The sequence below is a fragment of the Superficieibacter sp. BNK-5 genome (assembly GCF_047456055.1).
GTDB lineage: Bacteria > Pseudomonadota > Gammaproteobacteria > Enterobacterales > Enterobacteriaceae > Superficieibacter.
Genome location: NZ_CP179893.1, coordinates 2,399,420 through 2,423,924 on the forward strand (window position 1 = coordinate 2,399,420; position 24,505 = coordinate 2,423,924).

At 53.6% G+C, this 24,505-nt stretch carries 21 protein-coding genes; 17 read left to right on the top strand and 4 right to left on the bottom strand.

From position 1 onward, the window contains the following. Positions 1 to 224: 224 nt before the first annotated feature. Genes yaeI through glnD form a run of 3 tightly spaced genes read right to left on the bottom strand, consistent with a single transcriptional unit; the run spans position 225 to position 4,640 of the window. Positions 225 to 1,052 carry a phosphodiesterase YaeI gene (gene yaeI, locus ACMGGS_RS11450; RefSeq protein WP_414166148.1) on the bottom strand — a complete coding sequence of 276 codons (828 nt, stop codon included), beginning with the start codon at positions 1,050 to 1,052 and terminating at the stop codon, positions 225 to 227. Positions 1,053 to 1,109: 57 nt separating this feature from the next. Next, positions 1,110 to 1,934 (bottom strand): 2,3,4,5-tetrahydropyridine-2,6-dicarboxylate N-succinyltransferase, encoded by an 825-nt coding sequence (gene dapD / locus ACMGGS_RS11455; protein ID WP_176919765.1) that lies wholly within the window; start codon positions 1,932 to 1,934, stop codon positions 1,110 to 1,112. Positions 1,935 to 1,964: 30 nt separating this feature from the next. Next, positions 1,965 to 4,640 (bottom strand): bifunctional uridylyltransferase/uridylyl-removing protein GlnD, encoded by a 2,676-nt coding sequence (glnD, locus tag ACMGGS_RS11460; protein WP_414166149.1) that lies wholly within the window; start codon positions 4,638 to 4,640, stop codon positions 1,965 to 1,967. A gap of 23 nt (positions 4,641 to 4,663) precedes the next feature. Between glnD and ACMGGS_RS11465 the strand changes: the two genes are divergently transcribed. Next, positions 4,664 to 4,810, top strand: a complete 147-nt coding sequence (locus ACMGGS_RS11465; protein WP_414166150.1) for a hypothetical protein — start codon at positions 4,664 to 4,666, stop codon at positions 4,808 to 4,810. An 85-nt stretch (positions 4,811 to 4,895) separates the two neighbouring features. On the opposite strand, the gene map is transcribed toward ACMGGS_RS11465, so the two are convergent. Then, positions 4,896 to 5,690 (bottom strand): type I methionyl aminopeptidase, encoded by a 795-nt coding sequence (map, locus tag ACMGGS_RS11470; RefSeq protein ID WP_414166151.1) that lies wholly within the window; start codon positions 5,688 to 5,690, stop codon positions 4,896 to 4,898. Between the two features lie 323 nt (positions 5,691 to 6,013). Between map and rpsB the strand changes: the two genes are divergently transcribed. From rpsB to dnaE, 16 genes are all read left to right on the top strand, one after another. Beyond that, the gene (gene rpsB / locus ACMGGS_RS11475; protein WP_103678247.1) at positions 6,014 to 6,739 is read left to right on the top strand and encodes a 30S ribosomal protein S2; all 726 of its coding nucleotides are present in this window, start codon (positions 6,014 to 6,016) and stop codon (positions 6,737 to 6,739) included. Between the two features lie 136 nt (positions 6,740 to 6,875). After that, entirely contained in the window at positions 6,876 to 7,727 is an 852-nt protein-coding gene (tsf, locus tag ACMGGS_RS11480) for a translation elongation factor Ts (protein ID WP_414166152.1), read from the top strand. 146 nt (positions 7,728 to 7,873) lie between these two features. Next, positions 7,874 to 8,599, top strand: coding sequence for a UMP kinase (gene pyrH, locus ACMGGS_RS11485; RefSeq protein ID WP_176919761.1), 726 nt, complete (start codon positions 7,874 to 7,876; stop codon positions 8,597 to 8,599). A 153-nt stretch (positions 8,600 to 8,752) separates the two neighbouring features. Next, positions 8,753 to 9,310, top strand: coding sequence for a ribosome recycling factor (gene frr / locus ACMGGS_RS11490; RefSeq protein ID WP_176919760.1), 558 nt, complete (start codon positions 8,753 to 8,755; stop codon positions 9,308 to 9,310). Between the two features lie 92 nt (positions 9,311 to 9,402). After that, entirely contained in the window at positions 9,403 to 10,599 is a 1,197-nt protein-coding gene (ispC, locus tag ACMGGS_RS11495) for a 1-deoxy-D-xylulose-5-phosphate reductoisomerase (RefSeq protein ID WP_414166153.1), read from the top strand. Positions 10,600 to 10,788: 189 nt separating this feature from the next. Further along, positions 10,789 to 11,547: a (2E,6E)-farnesyl-diphosphate-specific ditrans,polycis-undecaprenyl-diphosphate synthase gene (ispU, locus tag ACMGGS_RS11500; protein ID WP_176919758.1), complete on the top strand. Its 759-nt coding sequence runs from the start codon at positions 10,789 to 10,791 to the stop codon at positions 11,545 to 11,547. A 12-nt stretch (positions 11,548 to 11,559) separates the two neighbouring features. Then, complete coding sequence (cdsA, locus tag ACMGGS_RS11505) at positions 11,560 to 12,417, top strand: phosphatidate cytidylyltransferase (protein WP_176919757.1); 858 nt, start codon at positions 11,560 to 11,562, stop codon at positions 12,415 to 12,417. 11 nt (positions 12,418 to 12,428) lie between these two features. After that, positions 12,429 to 13,778 carry a sigma E protease regulator RseP gene (gene rseP / locus ACMGGS_RS11510; RefSeq protein ID WP_414166154.1) on the top strand — a complete coding sequence of 450 codons (1,350 nt, stop codon included), beginning with the start codon at positions 12,429 to 12,431 and terminating at the stop codon, positions 13,776 to 13,778. A 31-nt stretch (positions 13,779 to 13,809) separates the two neighbouring features. Next, positions 13,810 to 16,245 carry an outer membrane protein assembly factor BamA gene (bamA, locus tag ACMGGS_RS11515; RefSeq protein ID WP_414166155.1) on the top strand — a complete coding sequence of 812 codons (2,436 nt, stop codon included), beginning with the start codon at positions 13,810 to 13,812 and terminating at the stop codon, positions 16,243 to 16,245. 122 nt (positions 16,246 to 16,367) lie between these two features. Further along, entirely contained in the window at positions 16,368 to 16,853 is a 486-nt protein-coding gene (gene skp / locus ACMGGS_RS11520) for a molecular chaperone Skp (protein WP_176919754.1), read from the top strand. 3 nt (positions 16,854 to 16,856) lie between these two features. Further along, positions 16,857 to 17,882 (top strand): UDP-3-O-(3-hydroxymyristoyl)glucosamine N-acyltransferase, encoded by a 1,026-nt coding sequence (gene lpxD / locus ACMGGS_RS11525; RefSeq protein WP_414166156.1) that lies wholly within the window; start codon positions 16,857 to 16,859, stop codon positions 17,880 to 17,882. 105 nt (positions 17,883 to 17,987) lie between these two features. After that, on the top strand, positions 17,988 to 18,443 hold the full coding sequence (gene fabZ / locus ACMGGS_RS11530) for a 3-hydroxyacyl-ACP dehydratase FabZ (protein WP_049842007.1): 456 nt from the start codon (positions 17,988 to 17,990) through the stop codon (positions 18,441 to 18,443). 3 nt (positions 18,444 to 18,446) lie between these two features. Beyond that, the gene (gene lpxA, locus ACMGGS_RS11535; protein WP_414166157.1) at positions 18,447 to 19,235 is read left to right on the top strand and encodes an acyl-ACP--UDP-N-acetylglucosamine O-acyltransferase; all 789 of its coding nucleotides are present in this window, start codon (positions 18,447 to 18,449) and stop codon (positions 19,233 to 19,235) included. Then, on the top strand, positions 19,235 to 20,383 hold the full coding sequence (gene lpxB / locus ACMGGS_RS11540) for a lipid-A-disaccharide synthase (RefSeq protein WP_414166158.1): 1,149 nt from the start codon (positions 19,235 to 19,237) through the stop codon (positions 20,381 to 20,383). The genes lpxA and lpxB overlap by 1 nt, the downstream gene beginning before the upstream one ends. After that, positions 20,380 to 20,976: a ribonuclease HII gene (rnhB, locus tag ACMGGS_RS11545; RefSeq protein WP_414166159.1), complete on the top strand. Its 597-nt coding sequence runs from the start codon at positions 20,380 to 20,382 to the stop codon at positions 20,974 to 20,976. The genes lpxB and rnhB overlap by 4 nt, the downstream gene beginning before the upstream one ends. Positions 20,977 to 21,016: 40 nt before the next feature. Further along, a complete protein-coding gene (gene dnaE, locus ACMGGS_RS11550; protein WP_414166160.1) occupies positions 21,017 to 24,499 on the top strand; it encodes a DNA polymerase III subunit alpha in 3,483 nt (1,160 codons plus the stop codon). Positions 24,500 to 24,505: the final 6 nt, after the last annotated feature.

Consider the following 24,505-nt stretch of genomic DNA (forward strand, 5'->3'; position numbering starts at 1 on the left):
GAAACAGTGGATTTTGCTCATTTTGTCATTAAGCATATCTGCTTTTACACTATCCGGCTCGCCGGAAAGGGATTTTTCTCCTGAATGTTAAGCTGATCTATATCGGCTGAGGTTGCCAGCCAGCCGTCCGTGGATATCGGGGTAACCACCGGGTTGGGCCTCCCTCCGGGAACCCAATCCCGGCGTTTCCCTTGATAACCCACGTTTGTCCAGTCTGAGCCGATCTACATTAGCTCCAGTATCGTCACTTCCGGGCGGCAGTTGACGCGCAGACCGTATAAATTACCGACGCCGCGTGAGGTGTAGATGTGCCGTTTGCCGAACGCGTTGAGACCGGCGACGTAACGTTTATCTTTTACCGGCGCGAACGGCTCGCCGACCAGCGGGATGTGCATTTGTCCCCCGTGCGTATGCCCGCAGAGCATGAGATCCCAGTCGGACTTGCGCAGGACGTCTTTACTGTCCGGATTATGAGCCAGCACCAGCCGGGGCAGGGCATCGTCACGCCAGGGCGGAATGAACTCGCTGTGACATTGCCGACACCATAAATCCCCTGTGCCATAGATCATAAACTGACGTTGCCTCAGGCTCACCCGCGTTGAGGTATTAAATAAAATCGTGATGCCCGCATCGGTCAGCATTTTAGTGATATAGCCGTTGCGGGGTTTTCCGACCGGGCGATCGTGATTGCCATAGCAGGCAAAGGTGGGCGCGTAAGCGGCAAGCGGTGCCAGCACCTTGCTGTACGCAGGAAAATCGAGCGGCATATCAAAGGTGACATAATCACCACCCAGCAGGATCAGATCGGGCTTTTCGGCCAGGCCCAGCGCAATAGCTTGCGATATCAGCGAGAACGGAACGTAGCGGGAATAGTGTAGATCGGTAAGAAATAATACCTTGAGCGGCGCATCGGTGGATTTTTCCGGGAAAAAGCGGATCCGAGGATGGGTGACTTCAAACCGCGTCGGTTCGTAGTAGTGCGCATAACTGACGCCGGTTCCACTAGCCAGCCCTGCGGCCGCACCGAGCAAAAGGTTTCTTCGTGAAATCATCTTCAACCCATTACGCGCTGGAATAGCCGGGGACATCATGTCCCCGGCTTAATGCGCTTAGTCGATGGTACGCAGCAGCTCGTTGATACCTACCTTGCCACGCGTTTTAGCGTCTACTTTCTTCACGATCACCGCACAGTACAGGCTGTACTTGCCATCTTTCGATGGCAGGTTGCCGGAGACGACAACAGAGCCTGCCGGGACGCGGCCATAATGCACTTCGCCAGTTTCGCGATCGTAAATACGGGTGCTCTGACCAATATAAACGCCCATGGAAATCACGGAGCCTTCTTCTACGATGACGCCTTCTACCACTTCAGAACGCGCGCCGATAAAGCAGTTATCTTCAATGATAGTCGGATTCGCCTGCAGCGGTTCCAGAACGCCACCGATGCCAACGCCGCCGGACAGGTGGACGTTTTTGCCGATTTGTGCGCAGGAACCGACGGTGGCCCAGGTATCGACCATTGTGCCTTCATCAACGTAAGCACCGATGTTCACATAGGAGGGCATCAGTACCGTGTTGCGGGCGATAAACGCGCCCTGACGCACGGCGGCTGGCGGCACCACGCGGAAACCTTCTTTCTGAAAGCGCGCCTGGTCGTAATCAGCAAATTTCATCGGCACTTTATCGAAGTAGCGGCTTTCCGCACCGTCGATAACCTGGTTATCGTTAATACGGAAAGAGAGCAGGACCGCTTTCTTCAACCACTGATGAGTGATCCACTGGCCGTCGATTTTTTCTGCGACACGCAGGGCGCCGGAATCCAGCAGGGATATCACCTGATTAACCGCTTCGCGGGTAACGGTATCCACATTCGTTGGCGTAATGTCGGCGCGACGCTCAAAAGCGGTCTCAATAACGTTCTGTAACTGCTGCATTGTTAAACTCTTTCCATATAAATAAACACACTACCCTTTATCGTTTGGATTGAGGGCCTCTGTCAACCGTTGTTGCACCTCAAGTTGCAGGGCATTATTAAGGCCGCGCCGCTCCGCCGTGGCGATTATGAATAAATCTTCTACTCGCTCGCCAATGGTTGTAATTCGGGCGCCATGAAGCGAAATTCCCAGATCGGCAAAAATTTGCCCGACCCGTGCCAGCAAGCCTGGCTGGTCGAGGGCGATAAGTTCCATAAACGATTTTCTGTCGGTATGGGTAGGCAGAAAATTCACCTCGGTTTCCACGGTAAAGTGGCGAAGTTTCGCGGGCTGACGACGCGGTTGCGGCGGCTGCCAGCTTCGCTGGGTGATAGCCTGCTCCAGCCCAAAGCGGATCGCTTCGTGACGATCCGGCGATAATGGGCTGCCGTCCGGCTCGAGAACGATAAAGGTATCCATCGCCATCCCGTCGCGGGTCGTAAAGATCTGCGCGTCGTGGACGCTCAGGTTGCGTCGGTCCAGCTCCGCACAGACGGCGGCAAACAGGTAAGGGCGGTCCGGGCTCCAGATAAAAATCTCGGTGCCGCCGCGCGTCGCCTGCGGACTGAGCAGGATCAGCGGGTGGCTGAGATCGTGCTGCATCAGATGACGCGCATGCCAGGCGAGCTGGTTTGGGCTGTGACGCACGAAGTAGTTGGCGCGACAGCGGGACCAAATCTGATGCAGCGATTCCTCATCAATATTATCCATGCGCAACAGGGCCAGCGCCTGAAGCTGATGGTGGCGCACCCGCTCGCGCATGTCCGGCGTATTCTGCATGCCGCGGCGCAGCTGTTTTTCAGTGGCGAAGTACAACTCGCGCAGCAGGCTCTGCTTCCAGCTATTCCATAGCGTTTCATTGGTGGCGCAGATGTCGGCGACGGTCAGGCAGACGAGGAAACGCAGGCGGTTTTCCGTTTGCACCTCTTCAGCAAACTGCTTGATGACTTCCGGATCCTGAATATCACGACGCTGGGCTGTGACCGACATCAGCAGATGATGGCGCACCAGCCAGGCGACCAGCTGCGTTTCCCGTGAATTCAGCCCGTGCAGTTCGGCAAAAGTCAGGACATCCTGCGCGCCGAGCACCGAGTGATCGCCCCCCCGACCTTTAGCGATATCGTGGAAAAGGGCGGCAATCAGGATCAGTTCCGGATGGCTCAGGCGCGGCCAGAGGTCGACGCACAGCGGATGGCGCTGGCGCGTCTCTTCCTGGGCAAAGCTTTCCAGTTTTAGCATCACGCGGATGGTGTGCTCATCAACGGTGTAGGCGTGAAACAGATCGAACTGCATCTGGCCGACAATATGCGACCACTGCGGCATATACGCCCACAGTACGCTGTGGCGATGCATCGGCAACAGGCCGCGACTGACCGCTCCGGGATGGCGCAGCATACTTAAAAACAGCGCGCGCGCTTCGGGGATATAGCACAGCGGCTGTTTCAGATGGCGGCGGGCATGGCGCAAATGGCGCAGCGTCGTGGAATAGATGCCGGTGATGGTACTGTTGCGTACCATGGTGTAAAACATGCGCAGGATCGCTTCCGGCTCGCGGATGAATAACGTTTCATCGCGTAAATCAATTAGCGTGCCGCGTAGCTGAAAGTCGTCGTCAATCGGCCGCGGCTTCTCATCTGCAGGCAGGGCGAGGATCGCCTCATCAAACAGTTGCAGCAGCATGTGGTTAAGTTCGCCGACCCGCCGGGTGACGCGGAAAAAATCCTTCATCATCCGTTCAACCGGCTCGTTACCTTCACCTTCGTAATTCAGGCGTTGGGCGACGCTAAGCTGCCGATCAAACAGCAGACGGTTGTCATAACGCGTCACCACTAAATGCAGGGCAAAGCGAATGCGCCACAGCAGATGCAGGCATTCGTTAAGTTCCGCGCGCTCAGCCGGGGTTAAAAAACCAAAGCCGACCATCTCGTCGAGCGAGGTCGCGCCAAAATGGCGGCGGGCGACCCATTGTAAGGTGTGAATATCGCGCAGGCCGCCGGGACTGCTTTTGATATCCGGCTCCAGATTATAGCTGGTGCCGTGGTAGCGCTGATGGCGAACGTTTTGTTCTTCCACCTTGGCGGCGAAGAACTTCGCCGAGGGCCAGAAACCTTCGCTGAAGATGTGCTTTTGCAGTTCGAGGAACAGGGCTACGTCGCCGATCAGCAGGCGTGTTTCAATCAGGTTGGTGGCGACGGTGAGATCGGAAAGCCCTTCCAGCAAACACTCTTCCAGCGTGCGCACGCTGTGACCCACCTCCAGCTTGACGTCCCATAGCAGGGTGAGCAGCTCACCGACTTTCTGCGCATGTTCGTCCGACAGTTTTTTACGGCTTAAAATCAGCAGGTCGATATCGGAAAGGGGATGCAGTTCGCCGCGACCGTAGCCGCCGACTGCCACCAGCGCGACGTCGCCGATTTGCCCGAAGCCATAGTGCAGCCATAGCCGCTGCAAGAGCTGATCGATAAATTCGGTGCGCGCGTCGATCAACTGCTCAGCGGAAATGCCGCTGTCAAAGGCCGTCCCGAGCCAGTGCTGGAAGCAATCGAGACGGGATTTGATTTCTGCGCATATCAGCATCTCTTCCGGCCAGGCGCCCGGATGTTCAGGCTGGTCTGGCAGGGTGGGAAGGGCCGTATTCGCGTACTGTTCAGGTAAGGTGTAACTCATCGTCGCGCCACCTATAAGAAAAAATGATGACCATTAAAAAAGCCGGCGTTTGCCGGCTTAAGGTCGATGACAAACCTGTCTGCTATTGCGTAGCGTTTTGCCGGGTGGCGGCTTCGCCTTACCCGGCCTACGAAAAATATCAATATCAACAGGTTATCCGCAATCCGTAGGCCTGTGCAAGCGAAGCGCCGCCAAGCATGATCCCACGGTATAACGTTTGTCAGCAGTCTGAAGCCGACGGTTTCTGGCTTTGTCTTATTCGTCGTGCGAGAGGATCGCCGGGATGGTGTCATCCTTACGCAGCGTCAGAATTTCGCAGCCGTTCTCGGTCACCACAATAGTATGCTCGTACTGCGCAGACAAGCTCCGGTCTTTAGTTTTTACCGTCCAGCCGTCTTTCATGCTGCGGATCTCTTTTTTACCGGCGTTGACCATCGGTTCGATGGTGAAGGTCATGCCCGGCTTGAGCACCACGTCAGTCTCTCTGGAGTCATAATGCAGCACCTGCGGCTCCTCATGGAAGCCGCGGCCGATACCATGCCCGCAATATTCGCGCACCACGGAGAAACCTTCCGCTTCGACAAATTTCTGGATTGCCGCGCCAATCTCACGCAGGTTAATGCCCGGCTTCACCATCTTCAGCGCCAGATACAGACTTTGCTGGGTAACGCGGCACAGACGCTCGCCAAGGATGGTCGGTTTACCGACGATAAACATCTTCGAGGTATCACCGTGAAACTCATCTTTAATCACCGTGACATCAATGTTAACGACGTCGCCATCTTTTAACAGTTTGCCGTCGTCCGGGATGCCGTGACAGACCACTTCATTAATTGAGATGCAGACGGATTTCGGGAAGCCGTGATAGTTGAGGCAGGCCGATACCGCTTTCTGCTCATTGACGATGTAATCGTTGCAAATACGATCCAGCTCGCCAGTGCTGACGCCCGGTTTAACGTAGGGTTCAATCATTTCCAGCACCTCGGCGGCCAGGCGGCCCGCGACGCGCATTTTTTCGATGTCTTCAGATGTCTTAATAGAGATAGCCATGGATGATGTCCAGTAGCGTCGAAAATTTCGACAATAATTGTGTATTAGTGATGTCAATGTTAACAGCGTGAGGCATAGCCTGCCAAATTGAGAATGATTAAGCGCACTTGTCGCCAACAACTATTGGAGTCCGTAGCGGATTTATGGTATAAAGCGCGCCGGACTTCCGTTCCATTTGCAATACACAGAATGGACGGAAGCGACAAATCTCACTTTGTGTAACAACACACACGTATCGGCACATATTCCGGGGTGCCCTTTGGGGTCGGTAATATGGGATGCGTGGAGGCTTAACCCCAAACTTTATATAGAGGTTTTAAATCATGGCAACTGTTTCCATGCGCGACATGCTCAAAGCTGGTGTTCACTTCGGTCACCAGACCCGTTACTGGAACCCGAAAATGAAGCCTTTCATCTTCGGCGCACGTAACAAAGTTCACATCATCAACCTTGAGCAGACTGTACCGATGTTCAACGACGCTCTGGCTGAACTGAACAAGATCGCCTCTCGTAAAGGTAAAATCCTTTTCGTTGGTACTAAACGCGCTGCAAGCGAAGCGGTGAAAGATGCTGCTAACAGCTGCGACCAGTTCTTCGTGAACCATCGCTGGTTGGGCGGTATGCTGACTAACTGGAAAACCGTTCGTCAGTCCATCAAACGTCTGAAAGACCTGGAAACTCAGTCTCAGGACGGCACTTTCGAGAAGCTGACCAAGAAAGAAGCGCTGATGCGCACCCGTGAGCTGGACAAACTGGAAAACAGCCTGGGCGGTATCAAAGACATGGGCGGTCTGCCGGACGCTCTGTTCGTTATCGATGCTGACCACGAGCACATTGCTATCAAAGAAGCAAACAACCTGGGTATCCCGGTATTTGCTATCGTTGATACCAACTCCGATCCGGACGGCGTTGACTTCGTTATCCCGGGTAACGACGATGCAATCCGCGCTGTTACCCTGTACCTGAGCGCTGTTGCGACCACCGTTCGTGAAGGCCGTTCTCAGGATCTGGCTTCCCAGGCGGAAGAAAGCTTCGTAGAAGCTGAGTAATAAGGAAAGCTCTTTCGAGCCCTTATAAACCAGGTAGTATCACGTTTGGTTAGGGGGCCTGTTAATGGCCCCCTTTTTCACTTTTAAATCTGTTCGGTCTGTGGCCGGGCAGATATCATCTCCCGAGGATTTTAGAATGGCTGAAATTACCGCATCCCTGGTAAAAGAGCTGCGCGAGCGTACCGGCGCAGGCATGATGGATTGCAAAAAAGCGCTGACCGAAGCTAACGGCGACATCGAGCTGGCAATCGAAAACATGCGTAAATCTGGTGCGATTAAAGCGGCGAAAAAAGCAGGCAACGTGGCTGCTGACGGCGTGATCATCACTAAGATCGACGGCAACTACGGCATCATTCTGGAAGTTAACTGCCAGACTGACTTCGTTGCAAAAGATGCTGGTTTCCAGGCATTTGCTAACAAAGTTCTGGACGCTGCTGTTGCTGGCAAAATCACTGACGTTGAAGTGCTGAAGGCACAGTTCGAAGAAGAACGTGTGGCTCTGGTCGCTAAAATCGGTGAAAACATCAACATTCGCCGCGTAGCATCTCTGGAAGGCAACGTTCTGGGTTCATACCAGCACGGTGCGCGCATCGGCGTTCTGGTTGCTGCAACTGGCGCTGACGAAGAGCTGGTTAAGCATCTGGCAATGCACATTGCTGCGAGCAAGCCGGAATTCGTTAAGCCGGAAGACGTGTCTGCTGACGTGGTAGAAAAAGAGTTCCAGGTACAGCTGGACATCGCCATGCAGTCTGGCAAGCCGAAAGAGATCGCAGAGAAAATGGTTGAAGGCCGTATGAAGAAATTCACCGGCGAAGTCTCTCTGACCGGTCAGCCTTTCGTTATGGAACCGAGCAAAACGGTTGGTCAGCTGCTGAAAGAGCACAACGCTGACGTAACGGGTTTCATCCGCTTTGAAGTGGGTGAAGGCATCGAAAAAGTTGAGTCTGACTTCGCAGCAGAAGTTGCTGCCATGTCCAAGCAGTCTTAATTTTTACAAGCAGCCGCCTGAGGGCGGCTTCTTTTTGCACCCGTCTTGTAAAATCAGCCAAACCCTATAGGGATAGCGCTGAAATGCGACGTACAATGTCGCCAGAATTCATTCATATCACTCGTTGACAGTCTCAGGAAAGAAACATGGCTACCAATGCAAAACCCGTCTATAAACGCATTCTGCTCAAGCTAAGTGGCGAAGCTCTACAGGGTTCGGAAGGCTTCGGTATTGATGCAAGCATACTCGATCGTATGGCTCAGGAAATCAAAGAACTGGTTGAACTGGGTATTCAGGTTGGGGTGGTGATTGGTGGCGGTAACCTGTTCCGTGGGGCGGGTCTGGCGAAAGCGGGGATGAACCGCGTTGTGGGCGACCACATGGGCATGCTGGCGACGGTAATGAACGGCCTCGCAATGCGTGATGCGCTCCATCGCGCCTATGTGAACGCCCGCCTGATGTCAGCGATTCCGTTGAACGGCGTGTGTGACAATTACAGCTGGGCGGAAGCGATTAGCCTGCTGCGCAACAACCGCGTGGTGATCCTGGCCGCCGGTACCGGCAACCCGTTCTTTACCACCGATTCCGCTGCCTGCCTGCGCGGTATTGAAATTGAAGCTGACGTGGTGCTGAAAGCGACGAAAGTAGACGGCGTATTTACCGCCGATCCGGCAACCGATCCGACGGCGACAATGTACGATCAGTTGTCCTATAACGAAGTGCTGGATAAAGAACTCAAAGTGATGGATCTGGCCGCGTTTACGCTGGCACGCGACCATAAACTGCCAATTCGTGTCTTCAACATGAACAAACCTGGCGCATTGCGTCGCGTCGTCATGGGCGAAAAAGAAGGCACATTAATCACGGAATAATTTCCGTTGAGGCTAAATCCGGGTAAGATTCCGCTTTAATTACGCAGGCCGCTTACCCGGTGGCATACTATAAACAGGACTATACTTAGCATACCCGCCTGGCGGAGTGCTACCGTCTGGTCTGTCTGAGACAAGTTTTCAAGGATTCGTAACGTGATTAGCGATATCAGAAAAGATGCTGAAGTGCGCATGGACAAATGCGTTGAAGCGTTCAAAAACCAAATCAGCAAAATTCGCACTGGCCGCGCTTCCCCAAGCCTGCTGGACGGCATCATTGTTGAATATTATGGTGCGCCAACCCCGCTGCGTCAGCTGGCCAGCGTCACCGTGGAAGACTCCCGCACGCTGAAAATCAACGTCTTCGATCGTAGCCTGAGCGCCGCCGTTGAAAAAGCGATCATGGCTTCCGATCTCGGTCTGAATCCAAGCTCTGCTGGCAGCGACATCCGTGTTCCATTGCCGGCGCTCACCGAAGAACGTCGTCGCGATCTCACTAAAATCGTCCGTGGTGAAGCTGAGCAGGCGCGCGTGGCTGTGCGTAACGTGCGTCGTGATGCTAACGACAAAGTGAAAGCGCTGCTGAAAGACAAAGAAATTAGTGAAGATGATGACCGTCGTTCTCAGGACGACGTGCAGAAAATGACCGATGCCGCGATCAAGAAAGTGGATGCGGCGCTGGCAGAAAAAGAAGCGGAACTGATGCAGTTCTAATCTGCCATGATAATCTGAACGCCGTACAGGGAGCCTGAGAAGGCTTTGCTGGCGGCGTTTTGCTTTTTGTCTTACCTCTCTCTGGACGCCTCATGAAGCAATTAACCGTTCTGGGTTCGACCGGTTCTATCGGATGCAGCACGCTTGACGTGGTTCGCCACAATCCTGATGTCTTCTCTGTTAACGCCCTGGTCGCTGGCAAAAACGTTGAGCGTATGGCCCAGCAATGCCTCGAGTTCTCTCCTCGTTACGCCGTGATGGATGATGCGCAAAGCGCGCGGATCCTCAAAGAGAGACTGCGTGAGCATGGCAGCCATACCGAAGTGTTGAGCGGCCAACAGGCAGCCAGTGATATGGCTGCGCTGGACGACACCGATCAGGTGATGGCCGCGATAGTCGGTGCTGCCGGGCTGGTGCCTACGCTTGCGGCAATTCGTGCGGGAAAAACGGTGCTGTTGGCGAATAAAGAATCGCTGGTGACCTGTGGACGCCTGTTCATGGAAGCTGTACAGCAGAGTAAAGCGCGATTACTGCCGGTAGATAGCGAACATAACGCCATTTTTCAGAGTTTGCCGGAAACAATTCAACACAACCTGGGATACGCTGATCTCAAGGAGAATGGAGTTTCATCTATTCTGCTTACTGGATCGGGTGGTCCATTTCGTGAGACGGCAATCGCAGAACTGGCGGCAATGACGCCGGATCAAGCCTGCCGTCATCCGAACTGGTCGATGGGGCGTAAAATCTCTGTCGATTCGGCCACCATGATGAATAAAGGTCTGGAATACATTGAAGCCCGCTGGTTGTTTAACGCCTCAGCACAGCAGATGGAAGTCTTAATCCATCCGCAGTCGGTGATTCATTCGATGGTACGCTATCGTGATGGCAGCGTGCTGGCTCAGCTTGGCGAGCCGGATATGCGCACGCCAATCGCGCATACGATGGGCTGGCCGGGGCGTGTCACCTCCGGTGTGAAGCCGCTGGATTTCTGTAAGCTGAGCCAGTTAACGTTCGCCGCGCCTGATTATGATCGTTATCCGTGTCTGAAACTGGCTATGGACGCGTTCGAGCAGGGGCAGGCGCTAACAACGGCGCTGAATGCCGCAAATGAAATCATGGTGGCGGCGTTTTTGGCCTCGCAGATCCGCTTTACGGATATTGCGGCCCTGAATCTGGCGGTGCTGGAACAGGTCGACGCGCAAGAACCGCAAAGCATCGAGGATGTGCTGGCCGTTGACGCCAGGGCGCGTGAGATTGCACACCAACAGGTTGCGCGTCTCGCCAGTTGACGATAATCCACGCAGGCATCGCTGTGGTATTTGTTAGCGCTGTGCTTCAGTGATATAGTCTGCGCCACCTGATTGCATAAAATTAATCATTTGTAATCACGTGAGCCGTGGTGAAACACGGCTTTTTTACGAGAAAGCGTCACTATTCCGGAGCATCGCTAATCCCTTTTCATGGACTAAAAACGCGTTATGTTGTCTGCTAATCAACCAATCGGCGAAAGTTTGCCTGCGCATGGCTGCCGCCACGTTGCGATAATCATGGATGGGAATGGTCGCTGGGCGAAGAGACAGGGCAAGATTCGTGCCTTCGGACACAAGGCCGGGGCAAAATCAGTCCGGCGTGCGGTCTCTTTTGCGGCGAATAACGGCATAGATGCGTTGACACTCTACGCTTTCAGTAGTGAAAACTGGAATCGTCCGGCGCAGGAAGTGAGTGCATTGATGGAGTTGTTTGTGTGGGCGCTGGATAGCGAAGTCAAAAGCCTGCACCGCCATAATGTCCGTTTACGTATCATCGGCGATATCAATGGATTCAACTCACGTTTGCAGGATCGGATCCATAAAGCTGAAGCGTTGACCGAGAAAAATACCGGGCTGACGCTCAATATTGCGGCTAATTATGGTGGACGCTGGGATATTATTCAGGGAGTGCAGCAACTTGCCGCGCAGGTTCAGGAAGGGCTTCTCCGACCCGATCAAATTAATGAAGAGATGCTAAATCAGCAAATCTGCATGCATGAACTGGCTCCTGTAGATTTAGTAATTAGGACGGGGGGAGAGCATCGCATCAGTAACTTTTTGCTTTGGCAAATTGCGTATGCCGAGCTTTACTTTACGGATGTTCTCTGGCCTGATTTCGATGAACAAGACTTTGAAGGTGCGCTGCATGCCTTTGCCAATCGAGAGCGTCGCTTCGGCGGCACGGAGCCCGGTGTTGACAACGCCTGATGGGGGTCGCTTTTGCTGAAGTATCGCCTGATTTCTGCTTTTGTATTAATTCCCATCGTCATTGCGGCGCTGTTTTTATTGCCCCCAATGGGCTTTGGCATTGTGACGCTGGTGGTTTGTATGTTGGCCGCGTGGGAGTGGGGCCAACTAAGCGGCTTTACTTCCAGAACCCAGCGCGTCTGGCTGGCCGTGCTCTGTGGCCTGCTGCTGGCGTTAATGCTGTTTATGCTGCCGGAGTACCATAATAATCTCCATCAGCCGGTGATTGAGATCTCACTGTGGGCCTCGCTTGCCTGGTGGATTGTGGCACTGGTGCTGGTGCTGTTCTACCCGGCCTCGGCCGCAATGTGGCGAAACTCAAAAACATTACGCCTGATTTTTGGTTTGCTCACTATTATTCCTTTTTTCTGGGGTATGGTGGTGCTGCGTGCCTGGCATTACACTATCAATCCCTATAGCGGCGCGCTGTGGCTACTGTATGTTATGATCCTCGTCTGGGGCGCGGATTCCGGTGCTTACATGTTTGGTAAGCTGTTTGGCAAACATAAGCTGGCACCGAAGGTTTCTCCGGGCAAAACCTGGCAGGGCTTTATTGGCGGGCTATTTACGGCAGCCATTATCTCCTGGGCCTATGGGCAATGGGCTAATCTGGATGTTGCGCCTGCAACGCTGCTTATTTGCTCCATTGTTGCCGCGCTGGCGTCTGTGCTGGGTGATTTAACGGAAAGTATGTTTAAGCGTGAAGCCGGGATCAAAGACAGTGGTCATTTGATTCCAGGACATGGTGGGATTCTGGATCGTATCGATAGCCTGACTGCGGCGGTACCGGTCTTTGCCTGCCTGCTGTTGTTAGTCTTCAGGATGGTTTAACGGAAGGTTTTATGCTGAGCATTCTCTGGAATCTGGCCGCGTTCATCGTCGCGCTGGGTGTGCTGATCACCGTGCATGAATTTGGCCATTTCTGGGTTGCTCGCCGCTGTGGCGTTCGTGTTGAACGCTTTTCTATCGGTTTCGGCAAAGCGCTGTGGCGGCGTACCGATCGCCAGGGAACCGAATTCGTCATCGCTCTGATCCCGCTGGGCGGTTACGTCAAAATGCTGGATGAGCGCGTCGAGCCGGTTGCCCCGGAGATGCGTCACTACGCCTTCAATAACAAAACGGTTGGCCAGCGTGCGGCGATTATTGCCGCCGGTCCCGTCGCAAACTTCATCTTTGCTATCTTTGCTTACTGGCTGGTATTTATTATCGGCGTGCCCGGTATTCGTCCGGTAATTGGTGAAATAACACCCAATTCGGTGGCTGCCGAAGCACAAATTGCACCAGGTACGGAACTTAAAGCCGTTGACGGTATCGAAACGCCTGACTGGGATGCTGTGCGTCTGGAGCTGGTAGCGAAAATCGGTGAAGAACAAACCACTGTCAGTGTTGCCCCGCCGGGCAGCGATAAACGACAGGATAAAGTTCTCGATTTACGTCACTGGCGTTTTGAACCGGACAAAGAAGATCCAATTGCTTCTTTGGGTATACGTCCGCGCGGCGCACAGATAGAATCAGTGCTGGCAGAAGTGCAGGCTGACTCAGCTGCACAAAAAGCAGGTTTGCAAGCAGGCGACAGGATCGTTAAAGTCGATGGTCAGCCGCTCACGCAGTGGTCGACTTTTGTCACACTGGTGCGCAACAATCCGGGTAAAGGGTTGGCACTTGAGATAGAAAGACAGGGAAGCCCCTTGTCATTGACCTTAATACCAGATACAAAACCCGGTAATAAGGCTGAAGGGTTTGCGGGAGTTGTACCCAGAGTGATCCCGCTCCCGGATGAGTATAAGACAGTACGCCAGTATGGGCCATTCAGCGCCATCGCGCAGGCCACGGATAAAACGTGGCAACTGATGTCGCTGACGGTCAGGATGCTGGGAAAATTGATAACCGGTGACGTAAAACTGAACAACCTTAGTGGGCCGATTTCTATCGCTCAGGGGGCTGGGATGTCAGCGGAGTTTGGGTTGATTTACTATCTGATGTTCCTTGCGCTCATCAGTGTGAATCTGGGCATCATCAACCTGTTCCCGCTGCCCGTTCTTGACGGGGGTCATCTGCTCTTTTTGGCGATTGAAAAGCTAAAAGGCGCTCCGGTATCCGAGCGAGTTCAAGACTTTAGTTATCGCATTGGCTCGATTTTGCTGGTGTTGTTAATGGGGCTTGCACTTTTCAATGATTTCTCTCGGTTGTAAGAGAGAGTGTTAGGAAGAATGCATAATAACGATGGCGATGAAAAAGTTGCTCATAGCGTCGCTGCTGCTTAGCAGCGCGACCGTATACGGTGCTGACGGGTTCGTAGTGAAGGATATTCATTTCGAAGGCTTGCAGCGAGTCGCCGTTGGTGCGGCCCTTCTCAGTATGCCAGTGCGCACAGGCGACACGGTGAATGATGAAGATATCAGTAATACCATTCGTGCTCTGTTTGCTACCGGCAACTTTGAGGATGTTCGTGTCCTGCGCGATGGCGATACGTTGCTGGTCCAGGTCAAAGAACGTCCGACTATTGCCAGTATCACTTTCTCCGGTAACAAATCGGTGAAAGATGACATGCTCAAGCAAAACCTTGAGGCATCCAACGTCCGTGTCGGCGAATCACTGGATCGTACCACCCTTTCCGACATCGAGAAGGGTCTGGAAGACTTCTACTACAGCGTGGGTAAATACAGCGCCAGCGTGAAGGCGGTTGTCACACCGCTGCCGCGTAACCGCGTTGACCTGAAGCTGGTTTTCCAGGAAGGCGTCTCGGCACAAATCCAACAGATTAACATTGTCGGCAACCATGCCTTCAGCACGGAAGAACTGATCTCTCACTTCCAGTTGCGTGATGAAGTGCCGTGGTGGAACGTGGTTGGCGATCGTAAATATCAGAAGCAGAAACTGGCGGGCGACCTCGAAACCCTGCGCAGCTACTATCTTGACCGCGGTTATGCTCGTTTTAATATTGATTCTACTCAGGTCAGCCTGACGCCAGATAAAAAAGGCATCTACGTCACGGTGAATATCACCGAAGGCGATCAGTACAAGCTGCAAAGCGTAGAAGTGAGCGGTAATCTGGCAGGTCATTCTACCGACATTGAAAGGCTGACCAAAATTGAGCCGGGTGAACTCTACAACGGCACCAAAGTGACCAAAATGGAAGATGATATTAAAAAGCTTCTGGGTCGCTATGGTTACGCTTATCCGCGCGTCCAGTCGCAGCCGGAAATCAACGATGCAGATAAAACCGTTAAACTGCATGTCAACGTGGATGCGGGTAACCGGTACTACGTGCGTAAGATCCGCTTTGAAGGCAACGATACCTCGAAAGATGCCGTCCTGCGCCGTGAAATGCGCCAGATGGAAGGCGCGTGGCTGGGCAGCGACCTCGTCGATCAGGGTAAAGAGCGTCTGAACCGTCTTGGCTATTTTGAAACCGTCGATACGGATACGCAGCGCGTCCCTGGACGTCCGGATCAGGTTGACGTGGTTTATAAAGTCAAAGAGCGTAACACCGGTAGCTTTAACTTTGGTGTGGGTTACGGTACGGAAAGTGGCGTCAGCTTCCAGGCAGGCGTTCAGCAGGATAACTGGTTAGGTACCGGTTACTCTGTTGGCATCAACGGTACCAAAAACGACTACCAGACCTACACAGAACTTTCAGTCACCGATCCATACTTCACCGTTGACGGTGTAAGCCTCGGCGGCCGTGTGTTCTATAACGACTTCGAAGCAGATGACGCGGATCTGTCCGGCTATACCAATAAAAGCTATGGTACGGATTTAACGCTCGGCTTCCCGATTAATGAATACAACACGCTGCGTGCGGGGGTGGGCTACGTTCACAACTCCCTGTCCAATATGGAACCGCAGGTTGCGATGTGGCGTTATCTGAATTCAATGGGTGAAGATCCAAGTACGACAGATGAAGATAACAGCTTCAAGTCAGACGATTTCACCTTTAACTACGGCTGGACCTATAACAAACTGGACCGTGGCTTCTTCCCGACGGAAGGTACGCGTGTCAACCTGAACGGTAAAGTGACCATTCCAGGTTCTGATAACGAATACTACAAAGCGACGCTGGATACCGCGACCTATGTGCCGGTAGACGACGACCATAAGTGGGTGGTCCTCGGCCGTACGAAAGTGGGCTACGGTGATGGCTTAGGCGGTAAAGAAATGCCGTTCTATGAAAACTTCTATGCCGGTGGTTCCAGTACCGTTCGTGGTTTCCAGTCAAACACTATCGGTCCGAAAGCGGTCTATTATCCGCATTCAGTTAATGACTACGACAGTGACAATGACTATGACTGCGCTGTTGAAAATGGTGCGACGGATATTTGTAAGTCCGATGATGCCGTAGGCGGTAACGCGATGGCGGTGGCAAGCCTGGAGTTCATCACTCCAACGCCGTTTATTAGCGAAAAATATGCGAATTCGGTCCGTACCTCGTTCTTCTGGGATGCGGGTACCGTCTGGGATACGAACTGGGATACCGGTTCTGCTCCATCAGATGTGCCGGACTATAGCGATCCGAGCAATATCCGTATGTCTGCGGGTATCGCATTACAATGGATGTCCCCATTGGGGCCGTTGGTCTTCTCCTACGCCCAGCCGTTTAAAAAGTACGATGGAGACAAGGCAGAGCAGTTCCAGTTTAATATTGGTAAAACCTGGTAATTGCGCCCCGCAAAGGAATGCAATTGCAGTGTAGCGCTGACATCAGTTGATCCCGCAAGGGATCTTCTGGTCACGCAAAGAACGGTACCTGCGGGTACCAATGGGATGGTAAGGAGTTTATTGTGAAAAAGTGGTTATTAGCGGCAGGTCTTGGTTTAGCAATGGTTACCTCTGCTCAGGCAGCGGACAAAATCGCAGTTGTTAACATGGGTAGCCTCTTCCAGCAGGTAGCACAGAAAACGGGCGTCTCTAACTCTCTTGAAAATGAGTTTAAAGGCCGCGCGGCTGAGCTACAGAAAATGGAAGGCGACCTGCAAAGCAAAATGCAGCGTTTACAGTCTATGAAAGCGGGTTCTGAACGTACCAAGCTGGAAAAAGACGTCATGGCGCAGCGCCAGACCTTCGCTCAGAAAGCACAGGCTTTTGAGAAAGATCGTGCGCAACGTTCTAACCAGGAACGCACCAAACTGGTTACTCGTATCCAGACTGCAGTGAAATCTGTAGCTAACAGCCAGAACATCGATCTGGTTGTCGACGCCAATACCGTTGCTTACAACAGCAGCGATGTTAAAGACATCACCGCTGATGTGCTGAAACAGGTTAAATAAGTAATGCCTTCAATTCGACTGGCTGACTTAGCCCAGCAGTTGGATGCAGAGTTACACGGTGATGGCGATATCGTCATCACCGCTGTCGCGTCCATGCAATCTGCTCAAGCAGGTCATATCACTTTCATGGTAAATCCTAAGTACCGTGAACACCTGGCCGCCTGCCAGGCGTCCGCTGTCGTGATGACCCCTGACGATCTTCCTTTTGCCAGGAGCGCAGCGCTGGTAGTGAAAAATCCCTACCTGACCTACGCGCGGATGGCACAAATTCTTGATACCACCCCACAGCCTGCGCAGGATATCGCGCCGGGTGCGGTCATTGATCCTACGGCAAGACTGGGTAACAACGTTTCTATCGGCGCCAATGCCGTGATTGAATCCGATGTTGAGCTGGGCGATAACGTGGTCATTGGCGCGGGTTGCTTCATCGGTAAAAAGACGAAAATCGGCGCGGGTACCCGGCTTTGGGCCAACGTTAGCATTTACCATGAGATTGAAATTGGCGCAAATTGCCTGATCCAGTCCAGTACGGTGATCGGATCCGATGGCTTCGGCTATGCAAACGATCGGGGTAACTGGGTGAAGATCCCGCAGTTAGGTCGGGTTATTATCGGCGATCGTGTTGAGATCGGCGCATGTACCACTATTGACCGCGGCGCACTGGATGATACGATCATCGGCAACGGGGTTATCATTGATAATCAGTGCCAGATTGCACATAACGTTGTGATTGGCGACAATACCGCAGTTGCGGGCGGCGTTATCATGGCAGGCAGCCTGAAAATTGGCCGTTACTGCATGATTGGCGGTGCCAGCGTAATCAACGGGCATATGGAAATCTGCGATAAGGTGACGGTTACGGGAATGGGTATGGTCATGCGTCCCATTACTGAGCCAGGCGTTTACTCATCCGGTATTCCGCTTCAGCCCAACAAGACATGGCGTAAAACCGCCGCTCTGGTGATGAATATTGATGATATGAGTAAGCGTCTCAAAACTATTGAGCGCAAGGTCAATCAACAAGACTAAAACGTCACTCGATCGTGTCTGTACATTCCGGCCTGTTGGCATTCATCAGATTGCCACAGGCCGTGTTATTATTGCTGTTCATTATATTTAGACAGGAAGAGTATTTTGACTACTGACACTCATACTCTGCATATTGAAGAGATTCTTGAGCTTCTGCCGCACCGTTTCCCGTTTTTGCTGGTTGACCGCGTGCTGGATTTTGAAGAAGGTCGTTTTCTGCGCGCGGTGAAAAATGTCTCCGTTAACGAGCCATTTTTTCAGGGCCACTTTCCTGGCAAGCCGATTTTACCCGGCGTGCTGATTCTGGAAGCGATGGCCCAGGCTACCGGTATTCTGGCGTTTAAAAGCGTTGGCAAACTGGAGCCAGGCGAGCTGTACTATTTCGCAGGTATTGACGAAGCGCGTTTCAAGCGCCCGGTTGTGCCTGGCGATCAAATGATTATGGAAGTCACTTTCGAGAAAACCCGCCGTGGCCTGACCCGCTTTAAGGGCGTGGCGCTGGTCGACGGTAAAGTTGTTTGTGAAGCTACGATGATGTGTGCGCGTAGCCGGGAGGCCTGATACGTGATTGATAATACTGCCTTTGTTCATCCGACCGCCATTGTGGAAGAGGGTGCCGTCATCGGTGCCAACGCGCACATTGGCCCGTTTTGTATTGTGGGACCCAACGTCAACATCGGCGAGGGTACCGTACTGAAATCCCATGTTGTTGTGAATGGTCACACTAAAATTGGCCGCGACAACGAGATTTATCAGTTCGCTTCTATCGGCGAAGTTAACCAGGATCTTAAGTACGCTGGCGAACCGACGCAGGTAGAAATTGGCGATCGCAACCGCATCCGCGAAAGCGTCACCATTCATCGTGGCACAGTACAGGGCGGTGGACTGACGAAGGTGGGCAGCGACAACCTGCTGATGATTAACGCCCACGTGGCGCATGATTGTACGGTGGGTAATCGCTGTATTCTTGCCAACAACGCCACGTTGGCAGGACACGTATCACTGGACGATTTCGTCATTATCGGTGGCATAACTGCCGTCCATCAGTTCTGCATTATTGGTGAACACGTGATGGTCGGTGGCTGCTCCGGTGTGGCGCAGGACGTTCCGCCGTATGTGATTGCGCAGGGCAACCACGCCACGCCGTTCGGGGTCAACATCGAAGGGCTGAAGCGCCGTGGGTTTAGCCGGGAAGCGATTACCGCTATCCGTAATGCCTACAAACTGCTTTATCGCAGCGGAAAAACGCTGGAAGAAGCGAAACCAGAAATCGCCGAACTGGCCGGGCAATACCCGGAAGTGAAAGCCTTTACGGACTTCTTTGAGCGTTCAACGCGCGGTCTGATTCGTTAATGGCAGAGCAACGCCCGTTAACGATTGCCCTGGTCGCCGGAGAAACCTCCGGCGATATTCTTGGTGCCGGTCTAATTCGTGCGCTCAAAGCTCGCGTACCTGACGCACGTTTTGTTGGTGTGGCGGGGCCTCGCATGCAGGCCGAAGGCTGTGAAGCCTGGTACGAGATGGAAGAGCTGGCAGTGATGGGCATTGTCGAAGTGCTGGGGCGTTTACGTCGCTTACTGCATATTCGTGCCGATTTAACCCGTCGATTTACTGACCTCAAACCGGATGTGTTTGTGGGTATTGATGCGCCTGACTTCAATATTACCCTTGAAGGTAATCTCAAAAAGCAGGGTATCAAAACGATTCATTACGTCAGTCCGTCCGTCTGGGCGTGGCGACAGAAACGCGTTTTCAAAATCGGCAGATCCACCAATATGGTGCTGGCTTTTCTGCCTTTCGAAAAAGCGTTTTATGACCGATTTAACGTACCGTGCCGCTTTATCGGGCATACCATGGCGGATGCGATGCCGCTGGACCCGGATAAAAATGCGGCGCGCGATGTGCTGGGCATCCCGCATGAGGCCCACTGCCTCGCCTTATTGCCTGGCAGTCGCGGCGCAGAAGTGGAAATGCTCAGCGCTGATTTCCTGAAAACCGCGCAGATTTTACGCCAGACGTATCCCGATCTTGAGGTCGTGGTGCCGTTGGTAAATGCCAAACGTCGCGAGCAGTTTGAGCGTATCAAAGCGGATGTTGCCCCCGAGCTTTCCGTTCACCTGCTGGATGGCATGGCACGGGAAGCGATGGTCGCCAGCGATGCTGCGCTACTGGCGTCCGGTACGGCGGCGCTGGAGTGTATGCTGGCAAAATGCCCGATGGTGGTGGGATACCGGATGAAACCCTTCACCTTCTGGCTGGCGAAACGGCTGGTGAAAACTGATTACGTATCGCTGCCCAATCTGCTGGCAGGCAGAGAATTAGTCAAAGAGCTATTACAGGACGAGTGCGAACCGCAAAAACTTGCCGACGCGCTGTTACCGTTGCTGGCAAACGGCAAAACCAGCCATGCTATGCATGACACTTTCCGCGAACTGCATCAGCAGATCCGCTGCAATGCCGATGAGCAGGCAGCCGACGCGGTACTGGAGTTAGTCCCATGATAGAATTTGTTTATCCGCACACGCATCTGGTTGCGGGTGTGGATGAAGTTGGCCGTGGCCCGCTGGTTGGTGCGGTGGTCACTGCTGCCGTGATCCTCGATCCGGCGCGCCCGATTGTCGGTCTTAATGACTCAAAAAAATTATCTGAAAAACGTCGTCTGGCGCTGTTTGATGAGATCACCGAAAAAGCATTATGCTGGAGTCTCGGACGCGCTGAGCCGAACGAAATCGACGAGCTGAATATTTTACATGCCACGATGCTGGCGATGCAGCGTGCCGTTGCCGGGTTAAGTGTGGTACCGGAATATGTGCTGATTGACGGAAATCGCTGTCCGGTGCTGGCCATGCCCTCATTAGCGGTGGTGAAAGGCGACAGCCGGGTGGCGGAGATCAGCGCGGCCTCTATCATTGCTAAAGTGACGCGTGATGCTGAAATGGCGGCGCTTGATCTGACTTTTCCTCAATATGGCTTTGCGCAGCATAAAGGCTACCCGACCGCTTTTCATCTTGAAAAGCTGGCGGAGCACGGCGCGACAGAGCATCACCGACGTAGCTTTGCGCCGGTTAAACGCGCGCTGGGCCTGGTGTCCTGATTCTTGTGACGTAATTTAATCAACCGGAATCTCTCTATAGATGGCTGAACCACGTTTCGTCCACCTGCGGGTGCACAGCGACTATTCCATGATCGACGGGCTGGCAAAAGTCGGGCCGCTGGTGAAAAAGGCGGCCTCGTCAGGCATGCCTGCGCTGGCGATCACCGATTTTATGAACCTGTGCGGTCTGGTGAAGTTCTACGGAACGGCACACGGTGCCGGGATCAAGCCTATCGTTGGTGCCGATCTTCATGTGCAGAGCGAGCTGTTGGCCGATGAAATGACCCAGCTGACGGTGCTGGCGATGAACAACGTTGGCTATCAAAATCTGACGCTGTTAATTTCCCGTGCTTATCAGCGCGGCTATGGTCCGCTCGGTCCGTGCATCGATCGCGACTGGCTGGTGGAATTAAACGAGGGGCTGATCCTGCTTTCCGGCGGGCGTCTGGGCGACGTGGGCCGCAGCGTAATGCGCGGTAATAACGTACTGGTCGATCAGTGCCTCTCTTTTTATGAAGAGCATTTCCCGGATCGCTTTTACCTTGAACTGATCCGCACCGGCAGGCAGGACGAAGAAAACTACCTGCATGCCGCCATCAAACTGGCTGAAGCGCGTGGTTTGCCGGTAGTGGCGACCAATGATGTGCGTTTTATTAACACAGATGATTTCGACGCCCACGAAATTCGCGTTGCCATTCACGACGGCTTTACCCTGGACGATCCGAAACGGCCGCGTAATTACTCCACGCAGCAGTATATGCGCAGCGAAGAAGAGATGTGCGAGCTGTTCGCCGACATCCCGGAGGCGCTGCAAAACAGCGTGGAGATCGCCAAACGCTGTAACGTCACCGTCCGTCTCGGCGAATATTTCCTGCCGCAGTTCCCGACCGGAGACATGACGACTGAAGATTTCCTCGTCGTTAAGTCGAAAGAGGGGCTGGAAGAGCGTCTGGCTTTCCTGTTCCCGGACGAGGCTGTGCGTAAAGAGAAGCGGCCACCTTATGATGAGCGTCTGGATACTGAACTCCAGGTGATTAATCAGATGGGGTTCCCTGGCTACTTCCTGATTGTTATGGAATTCATCCAGTGGTCGAAAGATAACGGTGTGCCGGTTGGTCCGGGGCGTGGCTCCGGCGCGGGATCGCTGGTCGCCTATGCGCTAAAAATCACCGACCTCGATCCGCTGGAATTTGACCTGCTGTTCGAACGTTTCCTTAACCCGGAACGTGTTTCTATGCCCGACTTTGACGTCGACTTTTGCATGGAAAAACGCGATCTGGTTATCGATCACGTCGCGGAAATGTATGGTCGCGATGCGGTATCGCAGATTATTACGTTCGGTACGATGGCGGCGAAAGCCGTTATCCGCGATGTGGGCCGCGTGCTTGGGCATCCGTACGGCTTTGTGGACCGGATCTCCAAACTGGTTCCTCCCGATCCGGGCATGACGCTGGCGAAAGCGTTTGAAGCCGAGCCGCAGCTACCGGAAATCTACGAGGCTGACGAAGAAGTTAAAGCGCTGATCGATATGGCGCGCAAACTGGAAGGGGTCACGCGTAACGCCGGTAAACACGCGGGCGGTGTGGTGATATCCCCCACCAAAATTACCGATTTCGCTCCGCTCTATTGCGATGAAGAGGGGCGGCATCCGGTCACCCAGTTCGATAAGAACGACGTAGAGTATGCCGGACTGGTGAAGTTTGACTTCCTTGGGCTGCGTACACTCACCATCATTAACTGGGCGCTGGAGATGATCAACAAGCGCCGGGCGAAACAGGGTGAGCCGCCGCTGGATATCGCCGCCATTCCGCTGGAAGATAAAAAAAGTTTCGATATGCTGCAACGCTCGGAAACCACTGCGGTGTTCCAGCTTGAATCGCGCGGCATGAAAGATCTGATCAAGCGTCTGCAGCCTGACTGCTTCGAAGATATGATCGCACTGGTGGCGCTGTTCCGCCCTGGCCCGCTGCAATCGGGGATGGTAGATAACTTTATTGACCGTAAGCACGGGCGGGAAGAGATCTCCTATCCGGATGTGCAGTGGCAGCATGAGTGCCTGAAGCCAGTGCTGGAGCCGACCTACGGCATCATCCTGTATCAGGAACAGGTAATGCAGATTGCCCAGGAGCTTTCCGGCTATACCCTCGGCGGCGCGGATATGCTGCGTCGTGCGATGGGTAAGAAAAAGCCGGAAGAGATGGCCAAGCAGCGCGGCACCTTCGAAGAGGGCGCGAAGAGTCGCGGCGTCGACGGCGAGCTGGCGATGAAAATCTTCGACCTGGTGGAGAAATTCGCCGGGTACGGGTTTAACAAATCGCACTCCGCCGCCTATGCGCTGGTGTCGTATCAGACGCTGTGGCTGAAAGCGCACTATCCGGCCGAGTTTATGGCGGCGGTGATGACCGCGGACATGGATAACACTGAGAAAGTCGTCGGGCTGGTCGATGAGTGCTGGCGGATGGGGCTGAAAATCCTGCCGCCGGATATTAACTCCGGGCTGTATCATTTCCACGTCAACGATGACGGGGAAATCGTGTATGGTATTGGCGCGATCAAAGGCGTGGGCGAAGGCCCGATTGAAGCTATCATTGAAGCGCGTAATAACGGCGGCTATTTCCGCGAGTTGTTCGATCTCTGCGCCCGCACCGATACCAAAAAACTGAATCGCCGGGTGCTGGAAAAACTGATCATGTCCGGGGCGTTCGACCGTCTTGGGCCGCATCGCGCGGCGCTGATGAATTCGCTTGGCGATGCACTCAAGGCCGCCGATCAGCACGCAAAGGCGGAAGCGATTGGTCAGGCGGATATGTTTGGCGTTCTGGCGGAAGAGCCAGAGCAGATCGAGCAATCGTACGCCAACTGTCAGCCCTGGGCGGAACATACGGTACTGGAAGGTGAGCGGGAAACGTTAGGGTTATACCTGACGGGGCATCCGATTAACCGGTATCTGAAAGAAATTGAGCGTTATGTCGGCGGCCTGAGGCTAAAAGACATGCATCCAACCGAACGTGGTAAAATGACCACGGCGGCGGGGCTCGTCATTGCTTCGCGGGTTATGGTCACCAAGCGCGGCAATCGCATCGGCATCTGTACCCTGGATGACCGTTCCGGGCGGCTGGAGGTGATGCTATTCACCGAAGCGCTGGAAAAATACCAGCATTTGCTGGAAAACGACCGCATACTTATCGTCAGCGGACAGGTCAGCTTTGATGACTTCAGCGGCGGGCTTAAAATGATGGCCCGTGAAGTGATGGACATTGACGAAGCTCGCGAAAAATATGCTCGCGGGCTTGCTATCTCGCTGACGGACAGGCAAATTGATGACCAGCTTTTAAACCGACTCCGTCAGTCTCTGGAACCCCATCGCTCGGGGACCATTCCAGTACATCTCTACTATCAGAGGACGGATGCGCGTGCGCGACTGCGCTTTGGCGCAACGTGGCGCGTCTCTCCGAGCGATCGTTTACTTAACGATCTCCGTGGCCTCATTGGTTCGGAGCAGGTGGAACTGGAGTTTGACTAATACAGG

What these genes read in the sequence shown, in the direction of transcription:
- pyrH (WP_176919761.1), top strand. Translation starts at nt 7,874, where the DNA reads ATGGCTACCAATGCAAAACCCGTCTATAAACGCATTCTGCTCAAGCTA.
- dnaE (WP_414166160.1), top strand. Translation starts at nt 21,017, where the DNA reads ATGGCTGAACCACGTTTCGTCCACCTGCGGGTGCACAGCGACTATTCC.
- ACMGGS_RS11465 (WP_414166150.1), top strand. Translation starts at nt 4,664, where the DNA reads ATGATGACCATTAAAAAAGCCGGCGTTTGCCGGCTTAAGGTCGATGAC.
- tsf (WP_414166152.1), top strand. Translation starts at nt 6,876, where the DNA reads ATGGCTGAAATTACCGCATCCCTGGTAAAAGAGCTGCGCGAGCGTACC.
- bamA (WP_414166155.1), top strand. Translation starts at nt 13,810, where the DNA reads ATGGCGATGAAAAAGTTGCTCATAGCGTCGCTGCTGCTTAGCAGCGCG.
- rpsB (WP_103678247.1), top strand. Translation starts at nt 6,014, where the DNA reads ATGGCAACTGTTTCCATGCGCGACATGCTCAAAGCTGGTGTTCACTTC.
- lpxD (WP_414166156.1), top strand. Translation starts at nt 16,857, where the DNA reads ATGCCTTCAATTCGACTGGCTGACTTAGCCCAGCAGTTGGATGCAGAG.
- rnhB (WP_414166159.1), top strand. Translation starts at nt 20,380, where the DNA reads ATGATAGAATTTGTTTATCCGCACACGCATCTGGTTGCGGGTGTGGAT.
- lpxB (WP_414166158.1), top strand. Translation starts at nt 19,235, where the DNA reads ATGGCAGAGCAACGCCCGTTAACGATTGCCCTGGTCGCCGGAGAAACC.
- dapD (WP_176919765.1), bottom strand. Translation starts at nt 1,934, where the DNA reads ATGCAGCAGTTACAGAACGTTATTGAGACCGCTTTTGAGCGTCGCGCC.
- rseP (WP_414166154.1), top strand. Translation starts at nt 12,429, where the DNA reads ATGCTGAGCATTCTCTGGAATCTGGCCGCGTTCATCGTCGCGCTGGGT.
- glnD (WP_414166149.1), bottom strand. Translation starts at nt 4,640, where the DNA reads ATGAGTTACACCTTACCTGAACAGTACGCGAATACGGCCCTTCCCACC.
- yaeI (WP_414166148.1), bottom strand. Translation starts at nt 1,052, where the DNA reads ATGATTTCACGAAGAAACCTTTTGCTCGGTGCGGCCGCAGGGCTGGCT.
- map (WP_414166151.1), bottom strand. Translation starts at nt 5,690, where the DNA reads ATGGCTATCTCTATTAAGACATCTGAAGACATCGAAAAAATGCGCGTC.
- ispC (WP_414166153.1), top strand. Translation starts at nt 9,403, where the DNA reads ATGAAGCAATTAACCGTTCTGGGTTCGACCGGTTCTATCGGATGCAGC.
- ispU (WP_176919758.1), top strand. Translation starts at nt 10,789, where the DNA reads ATGTTGTCTGCTAATCAACCAATCGGCGAAAGTTTGCCTGCGCATGGC.